The sequence below is a fragment of the Bradyrhizobium sp. SZCCHNR1093 genome, from assembly GCF_032381175.1.
Lineage (GTDB): Bacteria > Pseudomonadota > Alphaproteobacteria > Rhizobiales > Xanthobacteraceae > Bradyrhizobium.
Map to the genome: position 1 here is coordinate 547,452 of NZ_JAUHJJ010000004.1, position 14,549 is coordinate 562,000.

Consider the following 14,549-nt stretch of genomic DNA (forward strand, 5'->3'; position numbering starts at 1 on the left):
GCTTAACGGTAAACGTCGGTGTAGAGCTCGGCGACATCCGGCTCGGGATCGGCCTGGGCGAAATCGGCGGCCTCGTTGACGATCTTGCGCACGTCGGCGTCGATCGCCTTGAGATCCTGCTCGGTGACCTTGGCCGCCAGCAGGCGGTTGCGCACCTGCTCGATCGGGTCCTGGTCGTGACGCACCTTCTCGACTTCCTCGCGGGTGCGATACTTGGCCGGGTCGGACATCGAGTGGCCGCGATAGCGATAGGTCTGCATTTCCAGAATGTACGGGCCCTTGCCCTCGCGGCACCACGCGACGGCCTTCTCACCGGCAGCCTTCACGGCGCGGACGTCCATGCCGTCGACCTGCTCGCCCGGGATGTTGAAGGAGATGCCGCGCTTGGAGAAGTCGGTCTGCGCCGAGGCGCGCGACACGGCCGTGCCCATCGCATAGCGGTTGTTCTCGATGACGTAGATCACCGGCAGCTTCCAGAGCTCCGCCATGTTGAAGCTCTCATAGACCTGCCCCTGATTTGCCGCGCCGTCGCCGAAATAGGCGACGCTGACCGAGTCGTTGCCGCGGTACCGGTTGGCGAGCGCGAGGCCCGTCCCGAGCGACACCTGCGCACCGACGATGCCGTGGCCGCCGAAGAAATTCTTCTCCATGCTGAACATGTGCATGGAGCCGCCCTTGCCCTTGGAGTAGCCGCCGCGGCGCCCGGTGAGTTCGGCCATGACGCCCTTGGCATCCATCCCGGTCGCTAGCATGTGGCCGTGATCGCGATAGCCGGTGATGACCTGATCGCCCGGCTTCAGCGCCATCTGCATGCCGACGACCACAGCCTCCTGCCCGATGTAGAGGTGACAGAAACCGCCGATCGCACCCATGCCATAAAGCTGACCCGCCTTCTCCTCAAAGCGACGGATCAGCAGCATGTCGCGCAGCGCGGCCAATTCCTGTTCTCTGGTGAATTCCGGCGGCGGGCCGTTGTCTCTGTCCTGCCCTTGTTCCTTTGCGGCGGTCTTCTTGGGTGCGGCCATGGCAATTCCGGATGAGAGAAAAAGTAGCTCTCTCTAGCTCAACTCCAAGGCACGTAAAAGGACTGCGTGAATTGCGGTTCATTTTGCTTTGCCGCACTGCAAACGAGCGCGAAATAAACGAATGCTGATGAGCGCGTTTTTGAAATTCCTGACGCCACGGCCTGCTAAAGTTTAGGCACCGCGGCGAAGGGACACGCGTCACTGCGGCCGATTGATCCGGATCAGATCACGCGGGTTGGCATAGCCGAGCTGAAAACGGGCGCGTTCATCGAGCATGTCGGGATCGACCCGGTCGGAGCGCAGCAGCAATACGCGCTTCTCACCCTCCGCCCGCTCCTGCTTCAACCGGGCGAGCTCGGAGGTGAGCGCAATGATCTCCTGGTCGAGCTCCTGACGCGCGGTCAGGCCGTACCGGCCGGTATAGGCGTTGATGCCGAAATAGCCGATGATGGCGGCCGCCATCGTGTAGAGGGCTAGCCCGGTCAGGAAGGATTTGAGGCGCGCGCGGGAGACCATGGCCCGAGAATGCGGCGCCCCGGTTAAGGAAGCGCTAACCCTGAGCCCCCGCCCCGCTACGCGCTCAAGCCCGATAGGCGGGCTCCTCGGCGTCGAGCGTCCGCTTGATCGCTTCGAGATGCAGCCGCGCCGATTCCGCATCCCCCTCCCGCATCTGGCGATAGGCGGCCTCGGCGATGTCGGGCGCCACCGGCACCACCTTGCGCCCGGTCGACAGCGCCAGGCATTGAACCTGGCAGGCGCGCTCGAGATAATAGAGATCGTCCCAGGCTTCGGCGATGGTCGGCGCCAGGACCATGACGCCGTGATGCTTCATGAAGACGATGTCGGCATCACCGACAGCCCCGGCGATGCGGTCCCCCTCGCGCGCGTCGAGCGCCAGCCCGTTGTAGTTCGCGTCGACGGCGGTTCGTCCATAGAATTTCAGCGCCGTCTGCCCGGCGAAGATCAGCGGATCGCCTTCGGTCATCGAGAGCGCGGTGGCATACGGCATATGCGTATGGAACGCGACCTTGGCGCGCGGCAGCGCCTTGTGGATGCGGGCGTGGATATAGAATGCGGTCGCCTCCGGGCGGCCGTCGCCGGCAATGACGTTGCCGTCGAAATCGCAAACCAACAGCTTCGAGGCGGTCAGCTCACGAAAGGCATAGCCGTAGGGATTGACGATGAAGAGGTCGTCATAGCCGGGCACCAGCGCCGAGAAGTGGTTGCAGATGCCCTCCTCGAGCCCGTGCCGCGCCGCCATCCGGAAACAGGCCGCAAGGTCGATCCGCGCCTGCCAGACGGCCTCCGAGTCGAGATCCGGCTGGTTCGGGCCGGGCTTCGCCGACGACGCGGGTGTGAACGAATGGGCCATCGTGCTTCCTTGGCAATGCGCATCCTTGCGCAGGTCCGGCATTGCCTTGAAACGGATCGGGCAAGGCGCGTCAACGCCCTGCCCGCATCATACCCGTCATGCAGTTGGCGACCGCCGCACGGGCGGACGCACGGCGACGACCCTGGTCAGCCGTTCTGCTTGGCCACGAAGGCGGCGAACGCCTCCAGATATTGCTGCAGCACCGTCTTGAGCGAGTCCTTGACCAACTCGCCCTGGGCGTCGAAGGCGTCGCCGACCCCATTCAGGTAGATTTCCGGCTGCCCCATGACCGGACCCGAGATGCCCGGCATGACGTTCTGCAGGTGCTTGGCCGCCGCGACGCCGCCGAGCGCACCCGGCGAGTTGGCGATGAGACCGACCGGCTTGCCCAGGAACGAGCTCTGCCCATAGGGGCGCGAGGCGATGTCGATCGCATTCTTCAGCACGCCGGGAATCGAGCGGTTGTATTCGGGCGTCAAGATGAGCACGCCGTTCGAGGCCTTCAGCTTGTCGCGCAGGGCGAGCCAGTCGGCCGGCGGATTGGCTTCGAGATCCTGGTTGAAGAACGACAGGCCGTTGAGCGTGGTGACGTCGATCTTCAGGCTGACCGGCGCCAGCTTGGCCAGGGCTTTGGCGATCTTGAGCGTGAAGCTCTCCTTGCGGAGACTGCCGACGAGGGCGACGATCGAATAGGGTGCAGGCATGGGGAGATCCTTTGAGGAGCGGCGTGTGAGGGGCACTTAAAGCGCTCCGGCAGGAACATGCAAGTGCATGAAACCGGATCCCGCGAAACACTGCGCTTCATCGCAAGAGGCGCTCGATGACCCCGCCCGCCTGCCGCTTCCCTCGGGCTCAACCGGTCTCTTTGAGATGACGGGTGAATTCCGCCACCGCCTGACGCGTCAGCCAGATGGCCTGTCCGTCGACCGGCTGCGCCCATGACGAGACCTTGGCGATCACGATGTCGTTGGACGTATCGACGAACAGGTTCTGGCCGTGAATGCCCATCGCGAACATGAGCTGCGGCTGGTCGTTGATGACGTACCAGCCGCTGCGATAATGCATGTTGCGGCTGATGGCGGCAAAGCTGTCGCGCCACTGCCCGTCGCGCCACGCCTGGGCGTCGCCATTGTGCCTGATGTCGTCGAGCCAGGCTTCGGGGATGATCGTGTGCGAGCCGCGCCGGCCGCCTGACAGCACGAGCTGGCCGAGCCGCGCAACGTCGCGCAGCGTGGCGCAGAACCCGCCGGTGCAGCGCGGCGCGCCCTTGCGGTCGAGCGTGATGAAGGCCTCGCCGCTCGCCCCCATCGGCTTCCATAGCAAGATGCTGACCAGGCTCGCGAAGCTGCGGCCGGTGGCGCGCTCGATCGCCCAGCCGAGCAGATCGGTGTTGGCGGAGACGTAGCTGAAGGTGCCGCCATGCGGAATCGCCTGCGCGCGCATCGTCTCATAGAATTCATGCAGGTTCGGCGTCGTGCGAGGTGCGACCGGCTCCCAGCCCGCGGCGTCGGCATAGGCCTGCAGGCCGGCGGCGTCGAAGATGATGCCGGCCCGCATGTCGAGGAGCTGTCGGATCGTGGCGCCGCGATAGGCGGTGGCTGCCACTTCCGGCACGTAGCGCGTGACCTCGGCGTCGACGTCGAGCTCGCCGCGGCCGGCCAGGATGCCGGCCATCAGCCCGGTGATCGATTTGGTCGCGGACATCAGGATGTGCGGCGTGTCGCGGTCGGTGCCGCCGTCATAGTGCTCGAACACGATGCGGCCGTCGTGGAGGATCAGGAGCCCGTCCGTCGCCGTCGCTTTCAGGAAGCCGTCGAGGTCGAGCGTGCCGCCCTTCGGCAGCCGCAGGCTGAACTGATCGAAGGAGATCGGACTTGCCGGCAGCGGCCACGCGCTGCCGGGCGCGCTCTCGATGTCGGCGACCGGCAGGATCGACCGGATGTTGTGGAAGGCCCAGCGGCTGAACGGCGCGGAGCGCCAGTTGGAAAGATCGGCGCTGGAGGTTGAGAGATCGGTCGACATGCAAGGCCCTGCGGACATCCCGGGAGGTTCGACATAGGCGCTCGCGCGAGCCGCGGAAAGCCCGACATTTCGCATATGCAAAAACGAGCAGGCCGCCCGAAGGCGGCCCCCCTTCTCTCTTCTCCGTCATTGCGAGGAGCGAAGCGACGAAGCAATCCAGAGTCCCAACCGAGCCCTGGATTGCTTCGCGGAGCCTGTCATCGGGCCGCGCGTTCGCGCGGACCCGTTGGCTCGCAATGACGGCGACGAATTCGCGGTCCCTGCTCAGATCACCGGATTCCACGGCGCCGGAATCAGCCGGTACTTGGCGCCGTCCTTCTCGACATAGCCCACCGAGGGGAACGAGAAGTGGAAGCCGATCACCTTGGCCTTCTCGGCGGCGGCCATGTCGTAGAACTTGTGCCGCGTCTCCTGCGCCATCGCTGCATCGGTGTCGAACATCACGTGCCAGTCCGGGTTGCGCAGGAACAGCTCGGGGACGTTGGTGACGTCGGCCTGGATCAGGACCCTGGCATTGCCCGAGGCGACGGCGAACGAGGTGTGGCCCGGCGTGTGACCGGGCGTGCCGAGCGCGGTGATGCCGGGCGCGACCTCCTTGTCCCACTCGTACTGGGTGACCTTGCTCTCGAGCCCACCGAACACCTTCTTGAAGTTGGCGAAATTGCCCTTCATCAAGTCGGTCTGCGCCTTGGCGGCATTCTCGTCGCTGGCCCAGAACGCCCACTCCTTGGCCGGCACCTTCAGCTCGGCGTTCGGGAACGCCAGCGAGCCGTCGGCGAGCTTGAGGCCGTTGATGTGGTCGCCATGCATGTGGGAGAGCACGACGACGTCAATGCTCTTCGGATCGACGCCGGCGGCAGCGAGGTTCTGCAGCGTGCGGCCAACCGCGCCCTTGCTGGCCTCGAAGGCGCCAGCGCCGTTGCCGGTGTCGATCAGGACCAGCTTGGAGCCGGTGTTGATCAGCTGCGGATTGAAGGGGATCGTGATCATGCCCTTCGGCATGTAGGCGCTTTCGGCAGCCGCGAGCGCGTCGTCCTTCGCCGTGTTGACGACGAACGTGTCGGGCATCGGGAAGGTGCGCGCGCCGTCATTGACGGAGGTGCATTCATAGTCGCCGACCTTGTAGCGATAGAAGCCGGGCGCCTGCGCGCCGGCGGGTGCAACCGCTGCGCGTGCCTGTCCGGCCAGCGGCGGCAAAGCGGTTGCAGCTCCGGCGAGGGCCGCGCCGGCCAGAAATCGACGGCGATCCAATAGGGTCATGACAAATCTCTCCTCAGTGCTCCATGCGGCTGACACCGCCCCCAGACAAACGGGGCGGATTGTCTCCGCATGCGGGCCAAACGCAAGCCCGTCAGCAACGTCCGAGGAGCGACGTTAGGTCACTTATCTTTGCTGGGGTCGATGAGGAATTTTTCGCCGGTGGCCCGTTTGGCGTACACGGCGAGGTTGGCCGGATCGAGCGCCTCGGACAAGGAAACGACCTTGGTGTAGTGGCTCGCAAAGGTCGTCTTCAGCTCATCGACGACGCGCTGGCGCAGCCGCTCGGTATCCGCCTTGCCGATCTTCATCAGGAACGGAAACAGCAGCCAGCCGCCGACGCTCCAGGTCATGCCGAAGCCGCGCGTGATCTCGGTCGGGCGCGTGTCCAGGCTGCCGTAGATGTAGACCTGCTTGTGCACGTTCGAGCCATAGCGGCTGTAGGGATGCTTGCCGGACTTGTTGATCGCGGCTTCCATCGCGTTGAGGATCTGGCCCGCGAGCTTGCCGCCGCCGATCGCATCGAACGCGATGGTCGCGCCGGTCTCGACCAGCGCCGCGATCAGGTCGTCCATGAAAGTCGGCGCCGTCGAATCCACGATGTATTTCGCGCCGATGCCGCGCAACAGCTCGGCCTGATCAGCGCTGCGCACGATGTTGACGAGCGGGATGCCGTCCTTGAGGCAGATCTTGTTGAGCATCTGCCCGAGGTTGGACGCGGCCGCGGTATGCACCAGCGCGGTGTGGCCCTCGCGCCGCATCGTCTCGGTCATGCCGAGCGACGTCAGCGGGTTGACGAAGCAGGAGGCGCCCTCGGCCGGCGTGGTGCCGGCCGGCAGCGGCAGGCATTCGGAGACCTTCAGGCAGCGATACTGGCTGTACATCGCCCCGCCGATGGCCGCGACGGTGCGGCCCATCAGCGCCTTGGCGGCGTCCGAGGAGCCGGTCTTGACCACCACGCCCGCGCCCTCATTGCCGATCGGCAGCGACTCATCGAGCCGGCCGGCCATCGCCCGCATACCCGCCTCCGGCACCTTGGCGGTGACCACGGGGCGGTCCGTGGTGCCGGACGCCTGCAGGGTCGACAGATCGGCCGCGCCGACGAGGAGGCCCAGATCGGACGGATTGATCGGCGCCGCCTCGATCCGCACCACCACCTCGTCCGGCCCCGGCTCGGGGGTCGGCACGTCGACCAGCGAGAGCTCGAGCTCGCCGCTGCGCCTGATCAGGGTCCGCAGTTGCAGGCCCTGTGTCTCGACACCCATGCGTGCCTCCCTTTTTTCTTTGGTTAGCTTAGTCCAGACTCAGGCCAGCGCCTTCAGCGCCGCCCTGCCCGCATACTTGGCCTGCGCATCCAGCTCCTGCTCGATGCGCAGCAGCTGGTTGTACTTGGCGGTGCGGTCGGCGCGCGCCAGCGAGCCGGTCTTGATCTGCCCGCAATTGGTGGCGACCGCGAGATCGGCGATCGTGGAATCCTCGGTCTCGCCGGAGCGGTGCGACATCACGGCGGTGTAGCCGGCCTTGTAGGCCATCTCGACCGCGGCCAGCGTCTCCGTCAGCGTGCCGATCTGGTTGACCTTGATCAGGATCGAATTGGCGCGCCCGTTGCGGATGCCGTCGGCGAGACGGTTGACGTTGGTGACGAACAGGTCGTCGCCGACGAGCTGGCACTTGTGGCCGATCAGGTCGGTCAGCTCCTTCCAGCCGTCCATGTCGTCCTCGGACATGCCGTCCTCGATCGAGGCGATCGGGTAGCGGGCGACCAGATCCGCAAGATACTTGGCCTGCTCGGAGCGCGAGCGCGACTTGTTCTCGCCCTCGTAGACATACTTGCCGTCCTTGAAGAACTCGGTCGCCGCGCAGTCGAGCGCCAGCATGACGTCCTCGCCCGCGGTATAGCCGGCCTTGCCGATCGCGCTCATGACGAAGTCGAGCGCGGCGTCCGCCGACGGCAGGTTCGGCGCGAAGCCGCCCTCGTCGCCGACATTGGTGTTGTGGCCCGCCTTCTTCAGCTCGGCCTTGAGCGTGTGGAAGATCTCCGAGCCGCAGCGCAACGCCTCGGCGAAGCTCGGCGCGCCCACCGGCATGATCATGAATTCCTGGAAGTCGATCGGGTTGTCGGCGTGCACGCCGCCATTGACGATGTTCATCATCGGCACCGGCAGGGTGCGGGCCGAGGTGCCGCCGACATAGCGATACAGCGGCATGTCGTAGGAGATCGCCGCCGCCTTGGCGCAGGCGAGCGAGACGCCGAGAATGGCGTTGGCGCCGATCCGGCTCTTGTTCTCGGTGCCGTCGAGCTCGATCAGGATCTGGTCGATCTGGACCTGGTCCTGCACCGACATGTCGCTCAAGGCCTCATAGACCTCGTCGTTGATGGCCTCGACGGCCTTCAGCACGCCCTTGCCGAGATAGCGGTGCTTGTCGCCGTCGCGCAGCTCGACCGCCTCGTGGGCGCCGGTGGAGGCGCCGGACGGCACGGCGGCGCGGCCGACCGAGCCGTCCTCCAGCACGACGTCGACCTCGACCGTGGGATTGCCACGGCTGTCCAGGATTTCGCGGCCGATGATGTCGACGATGGCGGTCATGAGGTCCTCTCGCGGGCGTTTCTGGGTGGACGTTGTTGCGCTGCTTCTACCGCAAGGTCACGGGGGCGAAAAGGCCACCTGACGCGGAAATCACGAAGCGGATGACGTGGGCGCTCCGATTGGCTAAAGGGGCGCCTCTGCGGCAGGTGACACGACACATGGCGAAAAAATCCAACCCATCCCTGACATCCGCCGGCCTTCAGCTTGGCCGCGAGGTGGCGACGCCCGACAGTCCGGACGCGGCCAAGCTCGACCGCGTTCCCAATCCGCAGAAGGACACGGATTACCTGGCCCGCTTCACGGTGCCCGAGTTCACCTCGCTCTGCCCCGTGACCGGTCAGCCGGACTTCGCCCATATCGTCATCGACTACGCCCCCGGTCCCTGGCTGGTCGAATCCAAGTCGCTCAAGCTGTACCTCGCGAGCTTCCGCAACCACGGCGCCTTCCACGAGGACTGCACCGTCGCGATCGGCAAGCGCCTGGCGTCAGAGATCAAGCCCAAATGGCTGCGCATCGGCGGCTACTGGTACCCTCGCGGCGGCATCCCGATCGACGTGTTCTGGCAAACGGGCAAGCTGCCGAAGGGCCTGTGGGTGCCGGACCAGGGCGTGGCGCCGTATCGCGGGCGGGGGTGATGACGATCGAGAAGCGGAAGGTGCGGTCGTGAACGGCGCAGTCGAATATGCCCGCCTGTCGGTGTTCTGTCCCAAGTGCACCACAACCGTCACGTGGCCGCCTTCGCTGTCAGCAACGGACAAGGCGAGAATTGCAGCCGAAATCCGCCGCAGCCAGATTGAGGGCCACAAACTGCTCGTCGCCCAGTTTGGCTTCTCGATGAGGGAAGCCAAAGCTCTGACGCTGCATGTAACGCTGACGGAAGGCACGTGCCACCGCTGCCGTCGTCCGCTTTCCCGGAAGGACGATGTGAGCGTCTGCGAGACGTGCCGCTCGGCCAACCTCGACTGGTAGTCGCCGATCGCGCGCTCCTGCCTCAATACGCGTAGTAGCCGTCGAACTTCGCCTTGTAGGCGGATGGACACAGGATCTGAAACGTACTCAGCATTGCGTCCGTCCTCGCCGCCGTGCTGTTGTCGACGATCTGCTCGTTGCGATGATCCTTCCAGTTGGTGCGGATCATCTTCTTTCCTTCGCCGCTCGACTGAGGCTCCCCGGTGCCGACCAGCGAGTAGTTGCCGAACTCGGTATAAACCGTGTTCTTGGAGCACATCGCCCGCCGCTTGGTCTGTTTGCCGGCGTTGAGATCCATGACCTGCTTGGCGCAACGCGCCACTTCCGCCGGCTTGCTGTCGTCAGGCGGCGGCTCGCGCAGGCAGCTCTCGATCGCGTCGTCGAGCTCGATCCGGAACGTCACCGCGGCGGTGTCGCTATCCTGGTCGGAGATGGTCAGAATGGTCGCATCGCCCCTGTGGGCGCTGAGCAGGATCTTGGCAGGCGCCGTCGCAGCAACGCGTGGGCTCTCGGACTTGGCCGAGGGCTGCGCCAGCGCCTGATGGAAACCGCCCGCAACGATCGCGACATACAGCAACAAATGCCCCGCCCGCTTCACCGTCGTTCTCCCTTCACTCACCGCCAAGAATATTAGATAGAACAAATCAGAAACACAAGTCAAAATACCTTCAGGTTGTATTGGCCGGCGCACGCATTTGCGGCGCAGCGCATGCAAAGTCCCGCATCAATGACCGTCCGTGGCGGCGAGTCGCCCGTCGGGCATGGTTGCTATCAGGCGAGGCCCTTCGCCATCGATTTCGACTGCTGAACCTCCTGCGCCTCAAAACTGAATTTTGTTGTCCGCTCAGGGCGATCACCCCTGTCCAGATCTTCCGCGAAAAACATTCTTCTTTCGCTTTATCGGAATTCGTGATTGATTGCTCCCGTCCCGTCTCGATCAGAGGGGCGCTTCGCGGTCGTCACGGACGTTGAGGCGGGATGCGGTGGGCGTGTCGGGGTCGCAGCGTGATCACTCATGCGGACGAGCGGTCCTGATGCGCCGGCGAAATCGTATGGGATTACGGGATTACGGTGACAGTGCACTTAATTCACAATCCCAGGATTATGGTGACAGTGCACTTAATTCACAATCCGCCGCTCCGGGGCATTTAGTGCAATGTCACCGTATTTCGTAGCACCAGTAGAGCCACGTCGCAGGCGGAGTCGAGCTCGATGCGCCCGATCCGCTGGCCTCGGTTTGCATTCCCGGTGCAGGCGCGGCCCTTGATCTGGATACGAACGGGTCCGTTCGGACTTTGGCGAACGGCGTCATACCCAGCGGTACGCGCCAAGACCGAGGCATTCTGCGGCGGCGAACTCGGCGATCTCACCGGTGACGCCCAGGGGCTTACCTGTAGGGCATAGTACTCGGCCGCCAGGGGGCAGACGGCGGCCAGGATTGCACGAACGCATGCGGCAGCGTCTGCATTGCTGGGCGAGATATCGGCGGAGAAACAACCTTCGGTTGTCATTCCGCCATCCTGCAAGAAGATTTGGCAGGAGCAAAGACGTATTTCCGGCAGTTCTCTTCTAGAGCGACGATCAAACCCGTCTCAATTTTCTGCAAGCACCAGCTTCAGCCCTTCCTGCCACGACAGGTAGGTAGGCAAATTTCGGAGCTTGCCGTCCCGATCTATGAAGATGGGAGCGTTTCCGGCAAGCGAATACTGAAACTCGTCCGTCTCTTGATGCAACTTTGAGTCATAAAAGAAGACCCATCCTTGCTCCACATTTTTCGTGGCCTCTTCAAGAACCACCAACTCGCATCCAGCCACTTGCTCCAGTTCCGCGACGTGTCTGGCGGCCAACTCTCTCGCTTCGTCGAAAGAAACCATCCGTGAGTCCTCAAACACCATACAAACTGGCAGACTTATACCCGCTCGTTGTGGGCATTACGAACAAGTCAGACAGTGTTTCGGGAAAAGGTAGCCTGCGCCTGTGTGGCCTCACTGATACTCATCTATTTGGCTTGGTACTTTTCAGTTGAGCAGGCCTTCCTGGGTCTCAGCCCTGTACCGCACCACTGAATGAATCTTCTCCCGCCCGCGAGCCTATGGCCACTGAGTCGCCCGACGGGCACGCTCCCGTTCGACCTTCTCAGTCGACGCAACCATCAAACCGCTGCCCCGAAAGCCAGTTTGTGCCGCGCTTTCAAGCCGATCACCGCTCTCAGACATCCCGCTAAAAATATTCCACTTTCGCTTTATCGGAATTTGTGATTGACTATCACCATCCCGTCTCGATCAGAGGGGCGCTTCGCGGTCGTCACGGACGTTGAGGCGGGATGCGGTGGGCGTGTCGGGTTCGCAGCGTGATCACTCATGCGGACGAACGAGCCTGATGCGCCGGCGAAATCGTATGGTCCTGGCCTCCCGACGCTGAGGCTACGCTGGCGGTGATGATGATCCGCCGGTCACGGGGGCAAGACAGCCCGGTCCCCGGGGAGAGTACGTATAAGCCGCCCAACCATCGCGCGGGGAATGCCGGGATGTCTCGGCTGAACCTGTGGTTCCTGCCGCCAGCATTTTTTCTCGCTGGCGGGCCATGGGGGCGGCCAGCTCCCGGCATTCCCCGTGCCCTCTTCTCGGAAAAGGGCACTCTCAAAGGCAAAGCTCGGACGCCGATGCGCCGCGAGATCGGGGCGGTGCGTCCGTGTCAACGACAGCAACACGCCATGTCAGAGGCGCGCAGCATCAGCATCAACAGCGAGGAAAGGATGGCCGGCTCGCAAACGAGCGCGCCGTCACGTCGCCGCTGCATCCGCCGGCGGCCGCTGCCGCAGCAGCGCGGCGCAGGCGAAGCCGAGCACGACCATCATGATGGCGGCGATCAGCAGCGTCGGCTGCTTGCCGCCATGGACCAGGCCGAAGCCATAGGCGATCGGGCCGACCGTCTGGCCCATGAAGAAGAAGAACGAGTGCAGCGACATCGCGGTCGCGCGCGCCCCGATCGACAGCTCGCTGGCGAACACCTGCAGGCAGCCATGGATCATGTAGAAGCCCCAGCCCATCAGCAGCATGCAGCCGAACTGCAGCTTCCAGCCCGGGCCGAAGGCGAGCGCGGCGAGCTGCAGCCCGACCAGGGCAGCGCCCGTGATCATCATGCCCTTGACGCCGAGCCGCGGCAGGAAGTTCGACACCGTGAACGTGTAGAACAGCCCGCCGACCGCGAAGCCTGCGATGACGATGCCCGCGATCGACAGCGAGGTCTCGCCGAGATCGAACAGGAACGAGGCGATGAACGGAAACAGCCCGAACACGCAGCAGCCTTCGACGAACACCGCCGAGAAGCAGAAGCGCGAATTGGGGTTGGTGAAGATGGTGCGGTAGCCCTTCCTCAGCGCGGCGAGATCGGTGGTCGGCGCATGCGTGACCTTGGCGCCGCGAAAGCCTGCCGCCACCGCAAAGGAGGCGATCAGCCCGAGCGCGCCGAGGATCGCGAGCACGCCACGCCAGCCGATGAAATCGCCGATGATGCCGGATGCCGTCGCGCCGAGCAGGTTGCCCGCCATCGAGCCCGCGAGCGTGCGGCCGATCGCGACCTACCGCTTGTCGGGTGCAACGAGATCGCTGGTCAGCCCGAGCGCCACCGGAAACACGCCGCCAGAGGCGATGCCGGCAAGAATGCGCGAGGCGAACAGCAGCGGAAACGAGGTGGCGAGCGCGCCGAGGATGCTGGCGACACCGAGCAATGCGAGGCACAGCGTCATCAGCCGCGCCTTGCCGAACAGATCGGCGGCGGCGCCGATCGCCGGCTGGATCAGGGCATAGATCAGCGCATAGCCGGCCGCGATCCCGGCCGCAGTCGTGATGCTGATCGAAAAATCCTCGGCGACATGCGGCAGCACCGGATCGAGCGCCCGCGTCGACAGCGCCGCCGAGAAGCCCGCCAGCGCGATGATGTTCACGGCCGGAGGAAAGCGCTGCTCGGAGGGCCGGGCCACGGGCTGGTGCATCAGCGCGCGAGGCCGGTCGTCGCCTGCCCCTTTGCGAGCTGGTCGAACGCCATCAGCGTTCGCAGCAGACCCTCGAACTGCGCGAGCGGGACCATGTTCGGCCCGTCGGAGGGCGCATGATCGGGATCCGGATGCGTCTCGATGAAGACGCCGGCCACGCCGACCGCCACCGCCGCCCGCGCCAGCACCGGCACGAATTCGCGCTCGCCGCCCGACGAGGTGCCCTTCCCGCCCGGCTGCTGCACCGAATGCGTGGCATCGAAGATGACGGGCGCGCCGGTCGTGCGCGCCATGATCGGCAGCGCGCGCATGTCGGAGACCAGCGTGTTGTAGCCGAACGAGACGCCGCGCTCGGTGACCAGCACGTTGCGATTGCCGGAGCCCGTGATCTTGGCGACCACATTGGCCATGTCCCATGGCGCCAGGAATTGGCCCTTCTTGACGTTGACGACCTTGCCGGTCGCGGCGGCCGCGAGCAGCAGGTCAGTCTGCCGGCACAGGAAGGCCGGGATCTGCAGCACGTCGACCGCCTGCGCCACCTCGGCGCACTGACTCGCATCGTGGACGTCAGTCAGCACGGGCAGGCCGAGCGACGCGCGGATCTCGGCGAAGATCGGCAGCGACTGCGAAAGCCCGAGGCCGCGCGCAGCCGAGCCGCTGCTGCGGTTGGCCTTGTCGAACGAGGTCTTGTAGACGAGCCCGATGTTCAGCCGCGTCGCGATCTCCTTCAGCGCCGAGGCGACCTCGAGCGCATGGGCGCGGCTCTCGAGTTGGCAGGGGCCGGCGATGACGGCGAGCGGCAGGGTATTGCCGAAGCTGATGGAGCCGACCGAGACGACCGGCGCAGCAGAGATCGAAGCGTTCACGACATCATCCTCTTGAGAGTGCGCGACCATGCCCAGCGCTGGCGTCCGGATCAACCCGGCCTGTGCCCGCGAATAGCAGGGTTGCGGGGATCGGTCATCCCCGCCCCTCTCCGGCTTCTATTTCAAGGCCGAGAACGCGGTCGGTACCAGGAACTGGCTGGTGATGTTGGCGACGATCTGGCCGTCCTCCTCGCTCTTGGCGCGCGCCGCGATCCAATCGGGATTGGTCATGAACGCAGTCCATTTGGTCTCGCGCTCGGCGAGCGATTCCCAGGCCAGGAAATAGGTCAGCTCCTGGTTGGATTCGCCGATCAGCGTCGTGAAGAAGCCGACCGGGCGGATGCCATGCTTCTCCCACAGCTTCAGCGTCGTGGTCTCGAAGCGCTTCAGCAGCGCCGGCAGCCGGCCTGGAATGCAGCGATAGATGCGGCTCTCGTAGATCATTGGTCACTCCCT

14 protein-coding genes and 1 pseudogene are annotated in these 14,549 nt (G+C 64.7%); 2 read left to right on the top strand and 13 right to left on the bottom strand.

The annotated features are described in order from the left end of the window. Window positions 1–2: 2 nt before the first annotated feature. The 8 genes from pdhA to eno form a co-directional block, all read right to left on the bottom strand. The gene (gene pdhA, locus QX070_RS17130) at window positions 3–1,025 is read right to left on the bottom strand and encodes a pyruvate dehydrogenase (acetyl-transferring) E1 component subunit alpha (protein WP_315738185.1); all 1,023 of its coding nucleotides are present in this window, start codon (window positions 1,023–1,025) and stop codon (window positions 3–5) included. A gap of 198 nt (window positions 1,026–1,223) precedes the next feature. After that, entirely contained in the window at window positions 1,224–1,541 is a 318-nt protein-coding gene (locus QX070_RS17135; RefSeq protein ID WP_315738186.1) for a septum formation initiator family protein, read from the bottom strand. 64 nt (window positions 1,542–1,605) lie between these two features. Next, the gene (locus QX070_RS17140; protein WP_315738187.1) at window positions 1,606–2,397 is read right to left on the bottom strand and encodes an aldolase; all 792 of its coding nucleotides are present in this window, start codon (window positions 2,395–2,397) and stop codon (window positions 1,606–1,608) included. A gap of 146 nt (window positions 2,398–2,543) precedes the next feature. After that, the gene (locus tag QX070_RS17145; protein WP_315738188.1) at window positions 2,544–3,101 is read right to left on the bottom strand and encodes an NADPH-dependent FMN reductase; all 558 of its coding nucleotides are present in this window, start codon (window positions 3,099–3,101) and stop codon (window positions 2,544–2,546) included. A 148-nt stretch (window positions 3,102–3,249) separates the two neighbouring features. Then, the gene (locus QX070_RS17150) at window positions 3,250–4,419 is read right to left on the bottom strand and encodes a serine hydrolase (protein WP_315738189.1); all 1,170 of its coding nucleotides are present in this window, start codon (window positions 4,417–4,419) and stop codon (window positions 3,250–3,252) included. Window positions 4,420–4,683: 264 nt separating this feature from the next. Continuing rightward, the gene (locus QX070_RS17155; protein ID WP_315738190.1) at window positions 4,684–5,679 is read right to left on the bottom strand and encodes an MBL fold metallo-hydrolase; all 996 of its coding nucleotides are present in this window, start codon (window positions 5,677–5,679) and stop codon (window positions 4,684–4,686) included. 119 nt (window positions 5,680–5,798) lie between these two features. After that, complete coding sequence (locus QX070_RS17160) at window positions 5,799–6,941, bottom strand: zinc-binding dehydrogenase (RefSeq protein ID WP_315738191.1); 1,143 nt, start codon at window positions 6,939–6,941, stop codon at window positions 5,799–5,801. A 39-nt stretch (window positions 6,942–6,980) separates the two neighbouring features. Next, window positions 6,981–8,264: a phosphopyruvate hydratase gene (eno, locus tag QX070_RS17165; protein WP_315738192.1), complete on the bottom strand. Its 1,284-nt coding sequence runs from the start codon at window positions 8,262–8,264 to the stop codon at window positions 6,981–6,983. A 158-nt stretch (window positions 8,265–8,422) separates the two neighbouring features. Between eno and queF the strand changes: the two genes are divergently transcribed. Further along, on the top strand, window positions 8,423–8,899 hold the full coding sequence (queF, locus tag QX070_RS17170) for a preQ(1) synthase (RefSeq protein WP_315738193.1): 477 nt from the start codon (window positions 8,423–8,425) through the stop codon (window positions 8,897–8,899). Window positions 8,900–8,927: 28 nt separating this feature from the next. Then, window positions 8,928–9,233 carry a hypothetical protein gene (locus tag QX070_RS17175; RefSeq protein ID WP_315738194.1) on the top strand — a complete coding sequence of 102 codons (306 nt, stop codon included), beginning with the start codon at window positions 8,928–8,930 and terminating at the stop codon, window positions 9,231–9,233. Between the two features lie 22 nt (window positions 9,234–9,255). On the opposite strand, the gene QX070_RS17180 is transcribed toward QX070_RS17175, so the two are convergent. The 5 genes and pseudogenes from QX070_RS17180 to QX070_RS17200 form a co-directional block, all read right to left on the bottom strand. Beyond that, complete coding sequence (locus QX070_RS17180) at window positions 9,256–9,831, bottom strand: hypothetical protein (protein WP_315738195.1); 576 nt, start codon at window positions 9,829–9,831, stop codon at window positions 9,256–9,258. A 994-nt stretch (window positions 9,832–10,825) separates the two neighbouring features. Further along, the gene (locus tag QX070_RS17185) at window positions 10,826–11,107 is read right to left on the bottom strand and encodes a YrhB domain-containing protein (RefSeq protein WP_315738196.1); all 282 of its coding nucleotides are present in this window, start codon (window positions 11,105–11,107) and stop codon (window positions 10,826–10,828) included. Window positions 11,108–12,015: 908 nt separating this feature from the next. Beyond that, a pseudogene (locus tag QX070_RS17190) lies at window positions 12,016–13,227 on the bottom strand (MFS transporter). Then, window positions 13,227–14,093, bottom strand: coding sequence for a 3-deoxy-8-phosphooctulonate synthase (gene kdsA / locus QX070_RS17195; protein ID WP_315738197.1), 867 nt, complete (start codon window positions 14,091–14,093; stop codon window positions 13,227–13,229). The pseudogene QX070_RS17190 and the gene kdsA overlap by 1 nt, the downstream one beginning before the upstream one ends. 117 nt (window positions 14,094–14,210) lie before the next feature. Beyond that, on the bottom strand, window positions 14,211–14,537 hold the full coding sequence (locus QX070_RS17200) for an NIPSNAP family protein (protein WP_315738198.1): 327 nt from the start codon (window positions 14,535–14,537) through the stop codon (window positions 14,211–14,213). Window positions 14,538–14,549: the final 12 nt, after the last annotated feature.

Bases quoted from the DNA above. Each gene is read 5' to 3' on its own strand.
- pdhA (WP_315738185.1), bottom strand. From the start codon at position 1,025: ATGGCCGCACCCAAGAAGACCGCCGCAAAGGAACAAGGGCAGGACAGA.
- QX070_RS17135 (WP_315738186.1), bottom strand. From the start codon at position 1,541: ATGGTCTCCCGCGCGCGCCTCAAATCCTTCCTGACCGGGCTAGCCCTC.
- QX070_RS17140 (WP_315738187.1), bottom strand. From the start codon at position 2,397: ATGGCCCATTCGTTCACACCCGCGTCGTCGGCGAAGCCCGGCCCGAAC.
- QX070_RS17145 (WP_315738188.1), bottom strand. From the start codon at position 3,101: ATGCCTGCACCCTATTCGATCGTCGCCCTCGTCGGCAGTCTCCGCAAG.
- QX070_RS17150 (WP_315738189.1), bottom strand. From the start codon at position 4,419: ATGTCGACCGATCTCTCAACCTCCAGCGCCGATCTTTCCAACTGGCGC.
- QX070_RS17155 (WP_315738190.1), bottom strand. From the start codon at position 5,679: ATGACCCTATTGGATCGCCGTCGATTTCTGGCCGGCGCGGCCCTCGCC.
- QX070_RS17160 (WP_315738191.1), bottom strand. From the start codon at position 6,941: ATGGGTGTCGAGACACAGGGCCTGCAACTGCGGACCCTGATCAGGCGC.
- eno (WP_315738192.1), bottom strand. From the start codon at position 8,264: ATGACCGCCATCGTCGACATCATCGGCCGCGAAATCCTGGACAGCCGT.
- queF (WP_315738193.1), top strand. From the start codon at position 8,423: ATGGCGAAAAAATCCAACCCATCCCTGACATCCGCCGGCCTTCAGCTT.
- QX070_RS17185 (WP_315738196.1), bottom strand. From the start codon at position 11,107: ATGGTTTCTTTCGACGAAGCGAGAGAGTTGGCCGCCAGACACGTCGCG.
- QX070_RS17200 (WP_315738198.1), bottom strand. From the start codon at position 14,537: ATGATCTACGAGAGCCGCATCTATCGCTGCATTCCAGGCCGGCTGCCG.